The sequence below is a fragment of the Bradyrhizobium sp. JYMT SZCCT0428 genome (genome assembly GCF_018131075.1).
GTDB lineage: Bacteria > Pseudomonadota > Alphaproteobacteria > Rhizobiales > Xanthobacteraceae > Bradyrhizobium.
Window position 1 is genome coordinate 177,264 of sequence record NZ_JAFCLS010000009.1, and the last position, 16,291, is coordinate 193,554.

Here is a 16,291-nt window from a genome sequence, read left to right on the forward strand (position 1 = left end):
GGCTCGCTTGCGTAATTGAATGGGTTCCGGCGGCTGGCACCGCGCTATTATTCCTCGTCACAGAAAAACAGCGGGAGCGAACATGGATCTCAAATTCTCCAAGGTCACGCGCAAGGGTCCGATCACGATCATCACGTTGAATCGCCCCGAAGTGTACAATGCGCTGCATATCGACGCGCATTTCGAACTCAACAAGGTGTTCGACGATTTCTCCGCCGATCCCGACCAGTGGGTCGCGATCGTCACCGGCGCCGGCGACAAGGCCTTTTGTGCCGGCAACGATCTGAAATGGCAGGCGGCCGGCGGCAAGCGCGGCTGGGACAAGGGCGGCTTTGCCGGCCTCACCTCGCGGTTCGACTGCGACAAGCCGATCATCGCCGCCGTCAACGGCGTCGCGATGGGCGGCGGGTTCGAGATCGCGCTGGCCTGCGACCTCATCATTGCCTCCGAGAATGCGACCTTCGCGCTGCCCGAACCGCGCGTCGGCCTCGCCGCGCTTGCCGGCGGCGTGCACCGGCTGCCGCGCCAGATCGGCATGAAGCGCGCCATGGGCATGATCCTGACCGCGCGCCACGTCTCGGCGAAAGAGGGCCTTGAACTCGGTTTCGTCAATGAAGTGGTTTCTGCCGGCGAAGCATTGGCGGCCGCCGAACGCTGGGCCGAGACCATTGCCAAGAATTCGCCGATGTCGATCCGCGCCTCCAAGCAGGCGATCCAGAAGGGCATGGCGGTCTCGCTGGAACAGGCGATCGCCGAACAGCGCGAATACCCGGCGGTGAAGGCGATGGCGGCCTCGCAGGATTACATCGAGGGGCCGAAGGCGTTTTCGGAGAAGCGCGCGCCGAAATGGCTCGGGAAGTAAATTCACTCTCTCCGTCGTGCCCGGGCTTGTCCCGGGCATCCACGTCTTTCGTTGCCGACGCCAAGTCGTGGATGGCCGGGACAAGCCCGGCCATGACGATAGAATGGTGCCAACCCTACTTATTCCCCAACTCCCGCTTGTACGACGCATAATTCGGCTGATCGACGGCCAGCTTGTCCATCGTGGTTTGCCACAGATGATCGGCCAGCCCCGGCGTCTGCAGATCGACCTCGCCCTTGGCGATTTTATCCGACAGCGCGCGGTTGAGGTCGAGCAGCGCGCCATCCATGCCGAGCAGTTGCTTGAGCCGCGCGGCCTCTGCGCTGTCGCTATCGCCTTCCAGCGCCAGTTGCCGGGTCACCAAATCGAGGCCGTTGATGGCGACGCGGAGCTTGAAGGCGTTGTGGCCCTTGATGGCGGGCGTGATCTCGTTGCGCAGAAAATCCGCGACCGCCTTGATCAGCTCGGTGGGTGTCGGTTCGTCCTGCATGTTATTTCCCCCTCGGGGCCAACAATCTCAGCAAATCGATTTCCGTTTCCGACGAACGGCGCCCGATCATGGCGCGCTCCATCGAGTGATCGGGGCCCTGGCGAAACCGTTGCATCATGCCGCAGCACATAATGCCCCAGCGCAGCGTGCCCATCACTTCCCAGAACATCACGCGATCAGGATCGGCTTTGCGTCCTCCCGCCGCTTCATAGCCGGCGAACAGATCTTCACGCGAACCGAACCCGCCGACGGGCTTGTCGATCTCGCCGAAGCGCCAGGAATTGACGCATATCCAGCCCAGATCCTCCATCGGATCGCCGAAATGCGCCAGCTCCCAATCCAGCACCGCGCGCACGCCGTCGGGCCCGATGATGAGGTTGCCGTGGCGGAAGTCGCCGTGCACCAACGTTACCTCCTTGGAAGGACCGGGATCGCGTTCGCGGAGCCAGCGCAGTGCCAGTTCGAACACCGGACGCGGCCGGCCGAAACTGCGATACTCGCGATCGAGATCGGCGATTTCCTTTGTCGCCGTCATCTCGCGCAGCTTTGGCAATTTTGCCGCCGGCAGGGCGTGGATGCCCGCGACGACGCCACCGAGTTGGCGCGCCAGCATCGGGCGCGCTTGTGCGAATTGTTCGTCGCGCAGAATTTTTCGCGCGATGGTCTCGCCCTCGATCCGCTGCATGATGAAGCCGGTGCCGAGTTCGTCCTCGGGCTTCAGCACATGCATCACGCGCGGCGACGGCAGGCCGGCGTCGTACGCCAATTGCATCAGCGTTGCTTCCGCGTCGAGCCCGGCGGCGCGGCCGGGCGACGCGCCATAGCCCGGCGGCGCGCGGCGCAGGATCGCGCCGACAGTGCCGCTGGGATGCACGATGTCGAACGTCCAGGTTTCCTGGCTGGCGCCGCCGGAAAGTTTTGCCGCGCCAGTGACGCCGGTCGCGCCCGGATACCAGGCGGCGACGCAGCGTCCGAGTTCGGCCTCGATCATTTGCCCTTGAACTTGGCGGGGCGCTTTTCAAGGAACGCGGTGACGCCTTCCTTGAAATCTTCCGCCGAGCCCGCGATGCGCTGCGATTCGAATTCGAGGTTGAGCTGTTCCTCGAAGGAGTTTTCCGGGCTGTCCCAATAAAGCTTGCGGATCAGCGACAGCGCGATCGTCGGCCCGTTGGCAAGATCATGCGCCAGCTTCATCGCCTCTTCCATCAAGACCGCATCGTCATGGACGCGGTTGACGAGCCCCCATTCCAGCGCCTTCTCCGCCGGCAGCCGTTCGCCCATCAGCGACAATTCCACCGAGCGCGCCTTGCCGATCATGCGCGGCAGCAGCCAGGTCGATCCGCAATCCGGCACCAGGCCGATGCGGCGGAACGCCTGCAGGAAATAGGACGAGCGCGCGCACAGGATCATGTCGCCCATTAATGCAAAACTCATCCCGGCGCCGGCGGCCGGGCCGTTGACGGCGGTCACGAGCGGGCAATGCAGCTTGCGGATGCGCCGCAGGAAGGGATGGAAGCCAGTTTCCAGCGAGGCGCCCGCGTTGCTCTTGCCGGGCTTCTGATTGTTGCGACCCTGCAAATTGGCGCCGGTGCAGAAGGCACGGCCGGCACCGGTCAGCACGACGCAGCGCACTTGCTCCTTCTTGTCCTCGATCTCGTCGAGCGCATCGGCAAGCCCGCCCAGCATGTCCATCGAGACCGCATTCATGACCTCCTGGTGGTCAAGCCTGAGAACGGCGACCGGGCCATCGAAATCGAGCGTGACGTGCTTGAACTGCATTGTTTCCTCATGAGTTGTGTTTACGCGCTATCAGGCAGCGCGATGGGCGGATGTGTTGCTTGGGCCCATATTTGATTTTCCTGATCGGCTTGTCCATGGTTGAACGCGAACATCTGCCCGCCACCGGGCGCACGACTTGAGGAAACATTCATGAGCATTTTCGACCTCTCCGGCCGCGTCGCAATCGTCACCGGCGGTAATGGCGGCATCGGCCTCGGCATTGCACAGGCGCTCAATGCCGCGGGCTGCACGGTTTCGATCTGGGGCCGCAACGCCGACAAGAATGCGAGTGCCGCTGCAAGCCTCGCCAAGGGTCCCGGCAAGGTCGACACCCGCATCTGCGACGTCAGCGATCCCGCCTCCGTCAAGGCGGCGATGAAGGCCACGCTGGATGCGCTCGGCCGCGTCGACGGCTGCTTTGCCAATGCCGGCATTGGCGGCGGCGGCCGGCGCGCCTTCATCGACCGCACCGAGGAAGAGTGGCGCAAAATGTTCGCGACCAATCTCGACGGCGTCTTCCATGTGTTCCAGGCGGCCGCGCGTCACATGACCGAGCGCGCTGAAGCCGGCGACAAGTTCGGGCGGCTGGTGGCGACCTCGAGCCTGGCGTCGCTGTTCGGCACCGCGCGCAACGAGCATTACGCCGGCACCAAGGCCGCGCTGAACGCATTGTGCCGCGCGCTCGCGGTCGAACTGGCGCGCTACGGCGTGACGGCGAACGCGATCCTGCCCGGCTGGATCAAGAGCGACATGACGGCCGGCATCATGGCGAACGACAAGTTCGTCGCCAACGTGATGCCACGCATCCCGGTGCGCCGGTTCGGCGAGCCCAGCGATTTCGGCGGCATCGCGGTGTACATCATGAGTCAGGCGTCGTCGTATCATACGGCGGATTGCTTTGTGATCGATGGCGGGTACACGGCGTTTTGAGTTGAGGCCTCTTCGTCACCACGGACGCATCTGCGTTCCCTCTCCCCTTGCGGGAGAGCGTTAGGGAGAGGGGTGGCGTCATCGGGACTGCCCGTGTGGCTACCCCTCTCCCCCACCCTCCCCCGCAAGGGGGGAGGGAGCGCACCTTTCGTGTCGGATGCATTCCCGATTCAATTTTCAGACAGCAGATATGTGGCCGCATTCTCGCGACGCAGTGCGCCCGAGGTTTGCTGGAAACTTCCCGCCCTCTCATTAAGAGGGCGCAGGGAAGACCGGGTGCGCGCTGCACCCGCGGTCCCGTGTGCGGTTTGCACAAAACAAAATGCACACGAGCATACAGGGCAGCGGTGAACACCCGGCCTTCCCTGCGCAATGGCTTTACGGCTTATGCCGTGATCTCCCCGGAGACGAGTTCTTGGTTGACTCCGTCACCGCCGGTTCAGCTTGCGCTTAGCCGACGGCTTGACGCCTGCAACGGGTGCCAGGACCACACGGTTTTGCCGTACGCTTATCCACGCCGTCGTCGAGGCGTAAACCAGCGTCCACCGCAACCCGTCCAACGTCCGTGACGACGGCCGACGCCCTCTGAGTAGGACGGGATGGCGATAGATGCGCACTGATTTGGGTGGGACGACAACAGTAATATTTTCGATTTACAGAAATTTTCTACTTGACACGAATTCCGTAAATCAGAACTGATTTGCCCGTCGGGTTGTTTTGTCGCACCATGGACACTTTCTGCGAAACCTCAAGGCAGGAGCTATTTCAAAATGCCTTGGTCGGTTTGGATCGTCGCGCTTGCGCGATGCCGAGATCGTCAACGGGCAAAACACCCAGCCTCCCCACACTGATATGTAGCGCGCAAGGGGCTTGCTTCAAGACCCCGGTCATCCCGTAGAACGCCAACCGAAGCCAACTTCTATGGAGGGATGACATGGGTGCGGCAAAGACTGAGCATGCGGTGGTGATCGCCGGAGGCGGTCCGACAGGGTTGATGCTGGCGGGCGAGCTGGCGTTGGCCGGTATCGACGTCGCCATTGTCGAGCGGCGGGCCAGCCAGGAACTCGCGGGTTCACGGGCCGGCGGCCTGCATTCGCGCACCATCGAGATCCTCGATCAGCGCGGCATTGCCGACCGGTTCCTCTCAGAGGGGCAGACGTTCGGGGTCGTGCACTTCCACGTTCCGCTCGATATCAGCGACTTTCCCACCCGGCACAATTACGGGCTCGGGCTGTGGCAGAACCATATCGAGCGCATCCTGGGCGAATGGGCCCTTGAGCTTGCCGTGCCGATCTATCGCGGAATCGAGGTGACGGGTTTCGCGCAGGACGACCACGGCGTGGACGTCGCGCTGTCCGACGGCACAGCGTTGCGCGCGAAATATCTCGTCGGGTGCGACGGCGGACGCAGCCTGATCCGCAAAGCCGCCGGCATCGCGTTCCCCGGATCGGATCCGACCGTCAGCAATTTGATCGCCGAGGTCGAGGTGGCCGAGCAGCCGAAACTGGGCATCCACCGCAACGAATTTGGCGCCCATGGCTTCAGCAAGTTGAACTACGAGATCCGCGACGGCGAAATCGTCTACCTGGATGGAGGGCCGCTGCGGGTCATGGTGACCGAGCGAAACGTCGGGTCCGGCGTCGAACCGACCTTAAGCGATCTCAGCGAGGCGCTCATCGAAATCTTCGGGACCGATTACGGAATCCACAGTCCGACCTGGATTTCGCGATTCACCGACATGACAAGGCAGGCCGCCTCCTACCGCGACAGACGGGTGCTGCTGGCCGGCGACGCCGCCCATGTGCATTACCCGGCGGGCGGACAGGGCCTCAACCTCGGTGTGCAGGATGCGGTGAACCTTGGCTGGAAACTGGCGCAGGTGGTCAAGCAGACGTCGCCGGAAAGCCTGCTCGATACCTACCATGCCGAGCGGCACCCGGTCGCCGCGCTCGCGCTGCGCAACACGATGGCGCAAGTCGCGCTGCTGCGCACCGACGACCGTACCAAAGCCTTGGGCGAGGCCGTGTCCGAACTGATGCGCATGGACGAGCCGCGCAAGCGGTTCGCCGCTGACATGTCGGGCCTCGGTATTCATTACGATCTCGGCGCGGGACACAAGCTGATCGGACGCCGCATGCCCGATCTCGACCTGACCACCGCAGGCGGCCCGCTGCGAGTGTTCGCTCTTCTGCACGATGCCCGGCCGGTGCTGCTCAGTCTTGCCGAGCCCGGCAGCCTCGACATCACACCGTGGGCGGATCGGGTGCAATTGATCGACGCCAAGTATGACGGCGCGTGGGAGCTCCCTGCACTTGGCGCGGTCACCGCTCCCGACGCAGTGCTGATTCGGCCCGACGGATATGTGGCATGGGTGGGGGATTCGACCCAGACCGGACTCGCCGACGCGCTGACCATGTGGTTCGGACCGCCTGCCGCGGCGTAGCCGGACGCGCAAGGTCCAGCGTGACGCGGGCATTGCAGCAGCTTGCATGATCGGCCATGATTTATCCCTCGAAATCGACTGAAGGTGTGCGCGATGAAAGTTGCTATCGTCACGGCAGGGGGAAGCGGCATGGGCGCCGCGGCCGCGCGGCGTCTCGCGCAAGACGGTTACAAGATCGCGATCCTTTCGTCCTCCGGGAAGGGCGAAGCGATCGCGCACGAGCTTGGCGGGATCGGGGTGACCGGCTCCAATCAATCGAACGACGATCTGCAACGGCTCGTGGATACCGTCGTCTCGAAGTGGGGCCGCGTCGACGTGCTTGTGAATAGCGCGGGACACGGCCCTCGCGACAAGATTTTAGAGATCACCGACGAGCAATGGTTGAAAGGCATGGACACGTATCTGCTGAACGTGATCCGGCCGACGCGCATCGTGACGCCGATCATGGTCCAGCAACGTGGCGGCGCGATCATCAACATCTCGACGGCGTGGGCCTTCGAGCCAAGTTCGATGTTTCCCACGTCGGCCGTTTTCAGGGCCGGACTGGCAGCATTCACGAAAATCTTCGCGGACGAGTACGCGGCTGACAGCGTGCGGATGAACAACGTGCTTCCGGGCTGGATCGACAGCTTGCCGGCTACCGAGGAGCGCCGGTCATCCGTGCCGATGCAGCGATACGGTACGAGTGAGGAAATAGCGGCCACGATCGCCTTCCTTGCATCCGAGGGTGCGGCCTACATTACTGGTCAGAACCTGCGGGTCGACGGAGGCCTGACGCGCTCGGTTTGACGAACGCGCGTCACTCCGGTGCTGCCTACGCGTGAACACATCGGGGAGAAAGTCCGTTGCGTCCAAACCCAATAAAACCACGGCTCGCGGCCGGCGGCTGCGCGTTCGGAACGATGACGTTCGAGTTCTTCACGCCCGGCTATCCTGCGATCTGCCGCGAGGCCGGCGCCGAGTTCATCCTCTACGACATGGAGCATTCGGGCGTCGGCTTCGAGACCATGAAAGCGCAGTTCGCATTCTGCCGCGGGCTCGACCTGGTGCCGCTCGTGCGCGTTCCCTCCGGCGACTATCATCACATCGCGCGCGCGCTCGATATCGGCGCGATGGGCATCATGGTGCCGATGGTCGAAACGCCGGAGCAGGCCAGGGCGATCGTTGATTGCACGAGATATCCGCCCGCCGGGCGTCGCGGCGCCGCGTTCAATGTCGCGGCGCATGACGACTATGCCGGCGGCGCCGAGACCGACAAGATCGCCGAGGCCAACGCGCGCACCATGGTGATCGCGCTGGTGGAGACCGCCGACGGCATCGCGAACGTCGATGCGATCGCGGCGGTCGATGGCGTCGACGTGGTCTGGCTCGGCCACTACGATCTGACGAACTTCATGGGCATACCTGGGCAGTTCGACAATTCGAAATTTCACAGCGCTGTCGATAGACTGGTCAAAGCCTGCCAGAAACACGGCAAGACGCCGGGCTTTCTCGCCGGCGACGAGAAGTGGGCGCGCGATTTCCGCGCCAAAGGCTTTCGCATGATCGCCTACGGCGTCGATACGCTATTGATGCAGCGCGCGCTCGCCGACGGCATCAGGCTGCTGCAAGGGACATTGAAGAAATAGAGGCGATGGCGACGTTTCGGGACGGCTCGCCGCAGCTCGACGAACTCCGGCCAATTTGGACGGCAACAGGATAAAGCAGATCAAGCCATGGGTGTGTTTACCGAGGAAGTGGAGACGATCTTCGAAGGACATCAGATCGCATGCAGCGCGGTCCCGGATATGGAGAAGGCGGGACGGATGATCTTGAAGCTGTACATCGCCGGGCAGCTGGTTGAATCATCCTCCGGTGTGTCTCTTTACACCCGCACGGCCTTGCTGTGTGGCGCGTTGAAGACGGGAGAGGCCAACCGGGTTGTGGAAATTTATGCGTCCGGATTTTTCATGAAGCGATTGAATATCCGTGTCGACGGCAAGCAAATAGCGCGAAGCTAACGACTGCTGCCTGCATCTGTCATCGCGACAGCGGGATTTGTTGTGTCATTGCAAGATGATCCGGGCAGAATTATCAGCGCCTGACCTCGCAGGACGCCAGTGATATCAGCGACCTTACCAGCCTCCTGCAGGTGGGAATCGATCCGGAAGCGGTTCCCCACGGGCCGATCTACGCCTTGCGTTTTGGGTCTCGATAGGTTTTAAGCCCGGTAGCTTTCATGACCGCAGCCATGAACGGGAAGCGATTTGCGTGGCCTTGCCGCGCTCCAGACCGAGTTATGCAACCAGCGTAGCACGTGCGCTTCAATCCGTTCTCCCCCACACAGAAAGGTAGTTTCAATGGCCAAGATGACCAAGACTCAGTTGATCGATGCAATCGCAGAGGGAACGCAGCTTTCCAAGAATGACGTCAAGGCCGTTATCGAGCAGATGGCCACCGTCGGCTACAAGGAGCTGAATGAATCCGGTGAGTTCGTCATTCCCGGCTTCGTCAAAATGTCGGTCGTGAACAAGCCGGCGACCGAAGCGCGCAGCGGCATCAATCCGTTCACGAAAGAGCCGATGGAGTTTGCGGCCAAGCCGGCCAGCAAGTCGGTCAAGGCGTCGCCGCTGAAGGTTGCCAAAGACGCTGTTTGATGGCGAAGCGGCCGGCGTTCACCGGAACGGCGGCCGCTACAGATCGACCACCACGTAGTCGCTCTCGACCGCGACCTTGATGGTCTCCGCCACATACGGCCCTTTCACCACGTTGGTGCCCGGCTCGACATTGACGGGATAGGCTTTGACGCGGAAGCGTTTCGGATCGCAATAGGACTGTCCGGTGCGGATATCGAATTCCCAGCCGTGCCAGGGGCAGCGGATGATCTCCCCAAGTTTTGTATACTCGATCTCGCCGGGGTCCGAAGATGTGGCGAGCCCGATCAGCGGGCCTTCGCATAGCGCCGCGCCCTGATGCGGGCAGCGGTTCAACAGGCCGAAAAACTCACCCTTGACGTTGAAGATCGCGATCGGCCGCTCGTCGATGGTAAGGAATTTTCGCGTGCCCGGCGGCAACTCGTCCACCGGGGCAATTACATGCCGGGCCATCAGGTTAAACCGTACAGCTTCTTCGAATTGTCGAGATAGAACGCCTGCTTGTTGGCGTCGCTGACGCCGGCGGGCAGCACGCGCGTCGGCTCGTCGAAATCCCAATGCGGATAGTCGGTGGCGAACAGCAGCTTGTCCCAGCCGATCCATTCGATCACCTCGAACAGATGCTCGCGGCGTTCCGGGTCTTCCATCGGCTGCGTGGTCCACCAGATGTGATCGCGGATATATTCCGACGGACGGCGCTTCAGATGCGGCACCTCGCTGCGCAGCCGGTCGAAACTCTTGTCCAGCCGCCATGAAAGCGACGGCGCCCAGCCGAAGCCGGCCTCGATCATCACCATCTTCAGTTTGGGATAGCGCTCGAACACGCCCTCGAGCACGAGGCTCGCGAGCGCGGTCTGCTGGCACTGCGAATGGCCGACCATCTCCTCGATGTAAAAGCTCGGCCAGCCGGAAGCGGTGATGGGATTGCCGCCGAAGCCGAAGGCATGAACGCCGACGGGCAGGCCGATCTCCTGCGCCGCCTCATAGATCGGCCAGTAGCGGCGCTGGCCGAGTGGCTCGACATTGCGGCTCAGCAAAAGCACCTGCACGAAATTCTTGTCACCGGCGCGCTTGCGGATCTCGGCGGCGGCGGTGGGGCCGTCTTCATTGCCGACGACGATCGAACCTTTGAGACGGGAATCCTTGCTGGTCCATTTCTCGATCTGCCAGTCGTTGATCGCGGTCGCCAATGCTGCGCTGAGATCGTGGTTGCGCAGGCCCTGCCCGGTGTCGAGCGGATTGAGCACGCCGAGCGTGACATTGTAGGGGTCGAGCAGTTGCTTCTGCATGAAGGACAGCGAGGAGCCTTGCTTGCCGCCTTCCGGCGGATAGGCGTCGCGGCGCGAGGCATTCGGCTGCGCCTTCGGATAGGGCGGGCCTTCCATCATGCCCTGATAGGCGTGCTTGCCGTAGGTCTCCAGATGCGAATGCCAGCGTTTTGCCAGGAACGGATAAAGCTCGGTCCCGGTGGCGCGCGCGGGATGGATGTCGCAATCGGCGATCGCGGTCTTGACGCTGACAGACGCTGACGGCTCGGTGCGGAACTGCACATTCATGGCGTTGCCTCCTTGAGCGCGGGCTGCGTTAGACGAGGATAGGTCGCGTGCGGATTATCGATCATGATCTTGCGGACAAGACCTTCCGAAATCCCCTCCGGCAGCACCTCGTCGCCGTCGAATTGCCAGTGCGGATAGTCGGTCGAGAATAGGAGCAATTCGTCCGACTGCATATGGTCGAACAGGCGATTTAACGTGGCAGAATCCGGCGGCGCGTCGACCGGCTGCAGCGAAAAACGGATGTTGCTGCGCACAATTTCCAAGGGCGCGCGGTCGACCCAGGGCGTTTCCATCCGCACCCCTCGCCAGAACTTGTGCAGCCGCCACAGATATGACGGCAGCCAGGTGAAGCCACTTTCCAGCATCACCATCTTCAGCTGCGGATGCCGCGCAAACACGCCCTCGACGATCAGGCTGGTCAACTGGGTCTGGAACGCCTGCGCCTGCGCGACGTAATCCTCGACATGATAGGAACCCCAGCCGACCGAGGTCGGCGGGTTGTGATAGGCGGAGCCGGCGTGGATGCCGATGGCCAGCCCGAGCCGTTCGGCGGCGGCATAGATCGGCCAATAGGCGCGCTTGCCGAGCGGCATGTCGCCCATCACGAGCATCAGCACCTGAACGAAACGCGGGTCCTTGGCGCAGCGCTCGATCTCGGTGACTGATTTTTCCACGCTCTGGGTCGGGATCACGATCGAACCGCGCAGGCGGGAATCCTTGTCGAGCCATTCCTTGACCAGCCAGTCGTTCAGCGCGCGGCAGAAGGCGTCCTGCATGTCCTCGGAAAACACCATCTGCACGCCGTACAAGGGATTGCAGATGCCGTAGCTGACCTGAAACCGATCGAGCGCCTGCTTTTGCATGTCGCTGAGGCTGGAGCCCGGCTTGCCCTGCGCCGGGCGCCAATCGGGGCGCGCGCTGATCGGCGAATTGGCCGGATAGGATTGCGACACCAGATCGGTCATGCCGCGCGTCGTCACCTGGTCGCGCCAATAGTCGTTCATATACGGCAGCAGGCTGGTCAGATGGGGCACGGCGGGATGCAGGTCGCAATCCACGCCGCCTGCGATCGGTGACGTCATGACGTTTCCTCGGGCATGTTTCCTCGTGCGCCGACGCGGTCTCACGGCATCTTGTAGGCCGCGCCGCTTGGTTCTTTGGCCGCATTCAAGCAGGCTGGTCGGTGCGCCGCAACTCGGCAAACGCCAGCCCCCTGTGCTAGGAAAACATGGGTCGGCCCTTAGGAGATTTTGATGATTCGGACTGGAAGCACGGCGGTTGCCATCACCCTTTTGCTGGCTGGCGCGGTAGCGGCGCAGACAGCGCCCCCTGCCCCGCCTGCCGCACCCCCGCCGGTCGATTTCTCCAAGGTCGAGATCAAGACCACCGATCTCGGCGACAACGTCTACATGCTCGAGGGCCAGGGCGGGAACATCACCGTGGCGGTCGGCAAAACCGGCATCATCATGGTCGACGGCCAGTTCGCGCCGCTGCACGACAAGATCAAGGCCGCGATCTCAACGATCTCGAACCTGCCGATCAAATATCTCATCAACACGCATTATCACGGCGACCACACCGGCGGGAATGAAGCCTTCGCCAAGGACGGCGTTACCATCGTTTCCGACGTCAACGTCAAGATTCGCCTGGCAGAGGGAACCACCAACGGCCTGACCGGCGTCAAGACGCCGCCGGCCGCAGCCGGCGCGCTGCCGAAGAAGACCTATGCCGGCGGGACGCTCAAGATCCGGCTTCCCGGCCGCGTCGCCGACCTCCGGCACATCGCCCACGCCCATACCGACGGCGACACCTATGTCTGGTTCAAGACCGCCAATGTGCTGTCGACCGGCGACACTTTCACCAACGGCCGCTATCCCAACATCGACTTCGCCAATGGCGGCAACATCAAGGGCATGATCGCGGCGGCCAACGCCTATCTCAAAATGACCAACGCCAAGAGCCGCATCGTGCCGGGCCACGGGCCGATCGCCGACAAGGCAGCTCTGGCCGAGTATCGCACCATGCTGGTCACCGCGCGGGACCGCATGGCGAAGCTGGTAAAGGAAGGCAAGAGCGAAGACGACGTGGTGGCCGCCAAACCGTTCGCCGATCTCGACACGAAATGGGCGCCGACCGAGCTCGCCTCCAAGAACTTCATTCGCGTCGTCTATCATTCGCTGGCGGACAAGCCCGACAAGAAGTCATTGCTGAAACAAATGCTGCGCCGGAGTTGAGGAATGAAAGAGCTCGTAACGATCGCCGAGAAGATCGCCGTCAAACTGATCGAGCGCAAGCAGACCATCGCGATCGCGGAATCCTCGACCGGCGGCCTGATCTCGGCGGCGCTGCTGTCGGTGCCCGGCGCATCCGCCTATTTCCTCGGCGGCGGCGTGGTCTACACCCGCGACGCACGGCGCATCCTGATGGACATTTCCGATGAGGCGATGAAGGGCCTCCGCTCGGCGTCGGAGCCCTATGCAAAACTGCTCGCGAGCCAGGTGCGCCAGCGCTTCGCCACCGACTGGGGCCTGTCGGAGACCGGCGCCACCGGGCCGACCGGCAATCGCTACGGCGACGCCGCCGGCCACAGCTGCATGGCGGTCGCCGGCCCGCAGAACGCGGTGTTCACGCTGGAGACCGGCAGCGCAGACCGGCAGGCGAACATGCAGAAGTTTGCGAGCACGGCGCTGGGCCTGTTGCTGGAGAATGTGTCGAAGTAGGTATTGCCTCCATCGTCGTCCCGGCGAACGCCGGAATATGCGCCAGCGCGAAGGATCGTAGGATGGGTGGAGCGAAGCGATACCCATCAGTTGCAACCCAGGAATATGATGGGTTTCGCTTCGCTCTATCCATCCTACGCATTCGTGTCGAAGTAGACATCGCCAATCCCGCGTAACGCTTATCGCTGCGGTCCGGACAGGTTCACCTCCCGCTCCGCCCGGAAGACGTTGCTGTGCAAATTGGCGATCCATTGCCGGCCGCTGGAGGTGACGTTGAGGTAGCGGATTGCAAGCTGGATCTGCGGCGCGACGTTGGTCCAGTAGAACTGCGGGAATCGATAAACGATGTCGGCGGGCGTCGCGTAGCCCAGCGTCTTGTTCATTCCGATTTCCTCGAATTCGTAAAACAGCGCATTCGACTTGCGCATGTAGTTGGGGTCGCCGAGCTGGCCGATCAGATCGGCCGCGCGCAGCAGCAATCCCTCCTCCTCGTTGAGGTCATCACCGTCGTTCGGACCCGTGGCATAGGGAAAGCGGGTGTATTCGATCGCCCGGGAAATCCGGGCCGCGTCGACTTCCTCCATGGTGTCGAGCCGCTCGATCACGAACAGCTTTGAGCGGTCGACATGGTAGGGCGCGAGCGCAGCGTCGGACGATCCAACCGGCAGATGGATCTTGCGGCCGCTGAGATCGGCAACAAAAGCATCATCCTCGTCGCCCTGAACGACGCCGCGGACATATCCGATATCATGGGCGAGGCAGGCCATGATGAAGTTGGCGTAATCGTCCGCCGTGGTGGCCCGCGCCAGCGCGCGGCCGACCAGGATGTCGTGGCCCACCAGCGTCACCAGCATGGTGTGCTCGATGTTGTGATACAGCGCATCGCTGTTGCCGATGCACTCCAGGGTCAGCCGCGCGGCAAAGGGCAATAGCTTCGTCAAATCGGAATGCGAGGCGCCGAACCGTCCCTCGGTTTCCCGTGACAGGAACGAACCCAGGGCTTGCGCGGTCAATTGGGGGATTGTGATCATCTCGGCACCCGCTCCCGTCTGTGGTCGCGCCGTGACGACGGCCTGCGCCGCAGCATCCCGGCTTTCCGATCGCTCACCTATCGAAGCTATCCTATCACCAATCCCCGCGCGACCGGCCGGGTATATCCGCCGCTCCTTTGAAATGTCCGGTCGGCGATGCGCCTGGTGCGCTCGGGGAAGATACCTGCTCTGCCGTCGCGCCGACGGCTGGATCATGGCACCGCGCCTGACTATAATCCGCCAAAACCTCGGGGGATCGCAGCCATGCAACAGCCGTTCGACCGCGCCGCAGAAGATCTCGGCAACTCGATCCATTTCGAACATGTCAATGTCTTCGTGCCCGATCAGCGGCTGGCGACGTTGTTCTATGTCACCGGGCTCGGGCTGACGCGCGATCCCTATCTGATGGTGTCGGACAGCAACATGTGGGTGAATGTCGGCAAGAGCCAGTTTCATCTGCCAAGCGGTGAGGCACAGGTGCTGCGCGGCCATACCGGCATCGTCATCTCCGGCCGCGAGGCGCTGCTCGAACGGCTGGCGTCGGTCGCCAGGAAGCTCGAAGGCACCAAATTCGCGTATCGCGAACACAATGATTATGTCGAGGCGATCTGCCCATGGGGCAATCGCGTGCGCTGCTATGAGCCGGACGCCGCACGCTTCGGCCGCATCACGCTCGGCATTCCCTATGTCGAATTCGACGTGCCGGTTGGGACAGCGAAAGCCATTTGCGGCTTCTACCCCGAGATAATGGGGATGCCGGCCGAACTCAAAAACGGCGACGGCACCACGGCGCGCGTCAAGGTCGGCAAGGATCAATATCTGCAATTCCGCGAGACCGACCGGAAGCAGCCGGAATTCGACGGCCACCACGTGCAGATCTACATCACGAATTTCTCGGGCCCCTACCGCAAGCTGCTGGAGCGCAATCTGGTTTCGCAGGAAGACAACCCGTACCAGTACCGCTTCAAGGACATCGTCGACCTCGACAGCGGCAAGCATCTGTTCACGGTCGAGCACGAGGTTCGCAGCGCCACGCACCCGATGTTCATGCGACCGCTGGTCAACCGCAACCCGGCAGAGACCAACCGCACCTACGCGCCCGGCCACGAGCAATGGGCCTGGGCGATGGGACCGGACGAATATGACAGAAGGTAATTTGACGTCGTCCCGGCGAAGGCGATTGTTGAGCCAGGACGGCAGGATTCACTCGAAAGACGACCCTATTAACGTTACATCTTAACCAATCATTAAGTATGCGTTTGCGGGCCCGAAAAGCCCGACCTAGCGTGCATCAGGGAGCGGCTTGGGGGAGCCGCCTGGAAACCAACGATTGGTATGTGCCATGGCGTATAGAATGCATTCGGCGCTTGTCGCGTCTCTCAGCGCAGCCGCGCTTTTGCTTGCCGCGGGCGATACGTTCGCAAGATCAGGAACAGCGCCGGGTGGCGCGCGTTCGGGGTCCCATTCACCGGCCGTCCACGGTTTCGGACATCACCGCCGGCACAATGTCGGGACCTACTGGCCGGGAGGCGGCGGCTATTACTATTCGCCGTCGAATGGCGAGACGGTGGTCGAGGCGCCGCAGTCCACCACGCGCGACATCCGTTACACCTATACTTATGACGTGCCCTGGGATTGGGCGCATCGCTATCCGCCGAACGTTGTCCCGTCCGACCGGCCCTATGTGTCGAGCTGCTCCTCGGAACCCGTCACGGTTCCCGGACGCAACGGTCAGACGACCATCAACATCACGCGCTGCTATTGATACGGCGTAGGATGGGTGGAGCGCAGCGATACCCATCATCGTCAGCCAATTGGGTTCGATGGGTATCGCTTCGCTTCACCCA

The 16,291-nt window shown here is 62.5% G+C and carries 18 protein-coding genes; 11 read left to right on the forward strand and 7 right to left on the reverse strand.

The genetic code is table 11. The annotated features are described in order from the left end of the window. Nucleotides 1-82 precede the first annotated feature (82 nt). The gene (locus tag JQ575_RS11960; RefSeq protein WP_212033389.1) at nucleotides 83-862 is read left to right on the forward strand and encodes an enoyl-CoA hydratase-related protein; all 780 of its coding nucleotides are present in this window, start codon (nucleotides 83-85) and stop codon (nucleotides 860-862) included. A 115-nt stretch (nucleotides 863-977) separates the two neighbouring features. Here JQ575_RS11960 and JQ575_RS11965 read toward each other — a convergent pair whose 3' ends face one another. From JQ575_RS11965 to JQ575_RS11975, 3 genes are read right to left on the reverse strand one after another with little or no spacing between them, the layout of a single operon-like run. Then, entirely contained in the window at nucleotides 978-1,352 is a 375-nt protein-coding gene (locus tag JQ575_RS11965; RefSeq protein WP_212033390.1) for a DUF6285 domain-containing protein, read from the reverse strand. Nucleotide 1,353: 1 nt separating this feature from the next. Beyond that, entirely contained in the window at nucleotides 1,354-2,343 is a 990-nt protein-coding gene (locus JQ575_RS11970) for a phosphotransferase family protein (RefSeq protein ID WP_212033391.1), read from the reverse strand. Further along, nucleotides 2,340-3,131 carry an enoyl-CoA hydratase/isomerase gene (locus JQ575_RS11975; protein WP_212000646.1) on the reverse strand — a complete coding sequence of 264 codons (792 nt, stop codon included), beginning with the start codon at nucleotides 3,129-3,131 and terminating at the stop codon, nucleotides 2,340-2,342. The genes JQ575_RS11970 and JQ575_RS11975 overlap by 4 nt, the downstream gene beginning before the upstream one ends. Before the next feature lie 150 nt (nucleotides 3,132-3,281). Between JQ575_RS11975 and JQ575_RS11980 the strand changes: the two genes are divergently transcribed. From JQ575_RS11980 to JQ575_RS12005, 6 genes are all read left to right on the forward strand, one after another. Beyond that, on the forward strand, nucleotides 3,282-4,061 hold the full coding sequence (locus JQ575_RS11980; RefSeq protein WP_212033392.1) for an SDR family NAD(P)-dependent oxidoreductase: 780 nt from the start codon (nucleotides 3,282-3,284) through the stop codon (nucleotides 4,059-4,061). Between the two features lie 934 nt (nucleotides 4,062-4,995). Next, nucleotides 4,996-6,504 (forward strand): FAD-dependent monooxygenase, encoded by a 1,509-nt coding sequence (locus JQ575_RS11985; protein WP_212033393.1) that lies wholly within the window; start codon nucleotides 4,996-4,998, stop codon nucleotides 6,502-6,504. An 84-nt stretch (nucleotides 6,505-6,588) separates the two neighbouring features. Then, nucleotides 6,589-7,293, forward strand: a complete 705-nt coding sequence (locus JQ575_RS11990) for an SDR family oxidoreductase (RefSeq protein WP_212033394.1) — start codon at nucleotides 6,589-6,591, stop codon at nucleotides 7,291-7,293. A 56-nt stretch (nucleotides 7,294-7,349) separates the two neighbouring features. Further along, the gene (locus JQ575_RS11995) at nucleotides 7,350-8,132 is read left to right on the forward strand and encodes an HpcH/HpaI aldolase/citrate lyase family protein (RefSeq protein ID WP_212033395.1); all 783 of its coding nucleotides are present in this window, start codon (nucleotides 7,350-7,352) and stop codon (nucleotides 8,130-8,132) included. 87 nt (nucleotides 8,133-8,219) lie between these two features. Next, on the forward strand, nucleotides 8,220-8,504 hold the full coding sequence (locus JQ575_RS12000; RefSeq protein WP_212033396.1) for a hypothetical protein: 285 nt from the start codon (nucleotides 8,220-8,222) through the stop codon (nucleotides 8,502-8,504). 339 nt (nucleotides 8,505-8,843) lie between these two features. Next, nucleotides 8,844-9,140 carry an HU family DNA-binding protein gene (locus JQ575_RS12005; RefSeq protein WP_192737043.1) on the forward strand — a complete coding sequence of 99 codons (297 nt, stop codon included), beginning with the start codon at nucleotides 8,844-8,846 and terminating at the stop codon, nucleotides 9,138-9,140. Between the two features lie 36 nt (nucleotides 9,141-9,176). Here JQ575_RS12005 and JQ575_RS12010 read toward each other — a convergent pair whose 3' ends face one another. The 3 genes from JQ575_RS12010 to JQ575_RS12020 are packed head-to-tail and all read right to left on the reverse strand — an operon-like array spanning nucleotide 9,177 to nucleotide 11,775. After that, a complete protein-coding gene (locus JQ575_RS12010) occupies nucleotides 9,177-9,590 on the reverse strand; it encodes a Rieske (2Fe-2S) protein (RefSeq protein WP_212033397.1) in 414 nt (137 codons plus the stop codon). Beyond that, the gene (locus JQ575_RS12015) at nucleotides 9,590-10,693 is read right to left on the reverse strand and encodes an amidohydrolase family protein (RefSeq protein ID WP_212033398.1); all 1,104 of its coding nucleotides are present in this window, start codon (nucleotides 10,691-10,693) and stop codon (nucleotides 9,590-9,592) included. Before JQ575_RS12015 ends, JQ575_RS12010 begins: the two co-directional genes overlap by 1 nt. Continuing rightward, complete coding sequence (locus tag JQ575_RS12020; protein WP_212033399.1) at nucleotides 10,690-11,775, reverse strand: amidohydrolase family protein; 1,086 nt, start codon at nucleotides 11,773-11,775, stop codon at nucleotides 10,690-10,692. The genes JQ575_RS12015 and JQ575_RS12020 overlap by 4 nt, the downstream gene beginning before the upstream one ends. A gap of 171 nt (nucleotides 11,776-11,946) precedes the next feature. On the opposite strand from JQ575_RS12020, the gene JQ575_RS12025 reads away from it, so the two are divergent. Next, entirely contained in the window at nucleotides 11,947-12,927 is a 981-nt protein-coding gene (locus JQ575_RS12025; RefSeq protein WP_212033400.1) for an MBL fold metallo-hydrolase, read from the forward strand. Between the two features lie 3 nt (nucleotides 12,928-12,930). Further along, entirely contained in the window at nucleotides 12,931-13,413 is a 483-nt protein-coding gene (locus JQ575_RS12030) for a CinA family protein (protein ID WP_212033401.1), read from the forward strand. A gap of 179 nt (nucleotides 13,414-13,592) precedes the next feature. Here the strand turns inward: JQ575_RS12030 and JQ575_RS12035 are convergent, their stop codons facing one another. Further along, complete coding sequence (locus tag JQ575_RS12035; protein WP_212033402.1) at nucleotides 13,593-14,444, reverse strand: metal-dependent phosphohydrolase; 852 nt, start codon at nucleotides 14,442-14,444, stop codon at nucleotides 13,593-13,595. Nucleotides 14,445-14,708: 264 nt separating this feature from the next. Here JQ575_RS12035 and JQ575_RS12040 point away from each other — a divergent pair, with 264 nt between their 5' ends. Both JQ575_RS12040 and JQ575_RS12045 read left to right on the forward strand, forming a co-directional pair. Then, the gene (locus tag JQ575_RS12040; protein ID WP_212033403.1) at nucleotides 14,709-15,599 is read left to right on the forward strand and encodes a VOC family protein; all 891 of its coding nucleotides are present in this window, start codon (nucleotides 14,709-14,711) and stop codon (nucleotides 15,597-15,599) included. A 187-nt stretch (nucleotides 15,600-15,786) separates the two neighbouring features. Next, nucleotides 15,787-16,209: a hypothetical protein gene (locus JQ575_RS12045; RefSeq protein WP_212033404.1), complete on the forward strand. Its 423-nt coding sequence runs from the start codon at nucleotides 15,787-15,789 to the stop codon at nucleotides 16,207-16,209. Nucleotides 16,210-16,291: the final 82 nt, after the last annotated feature.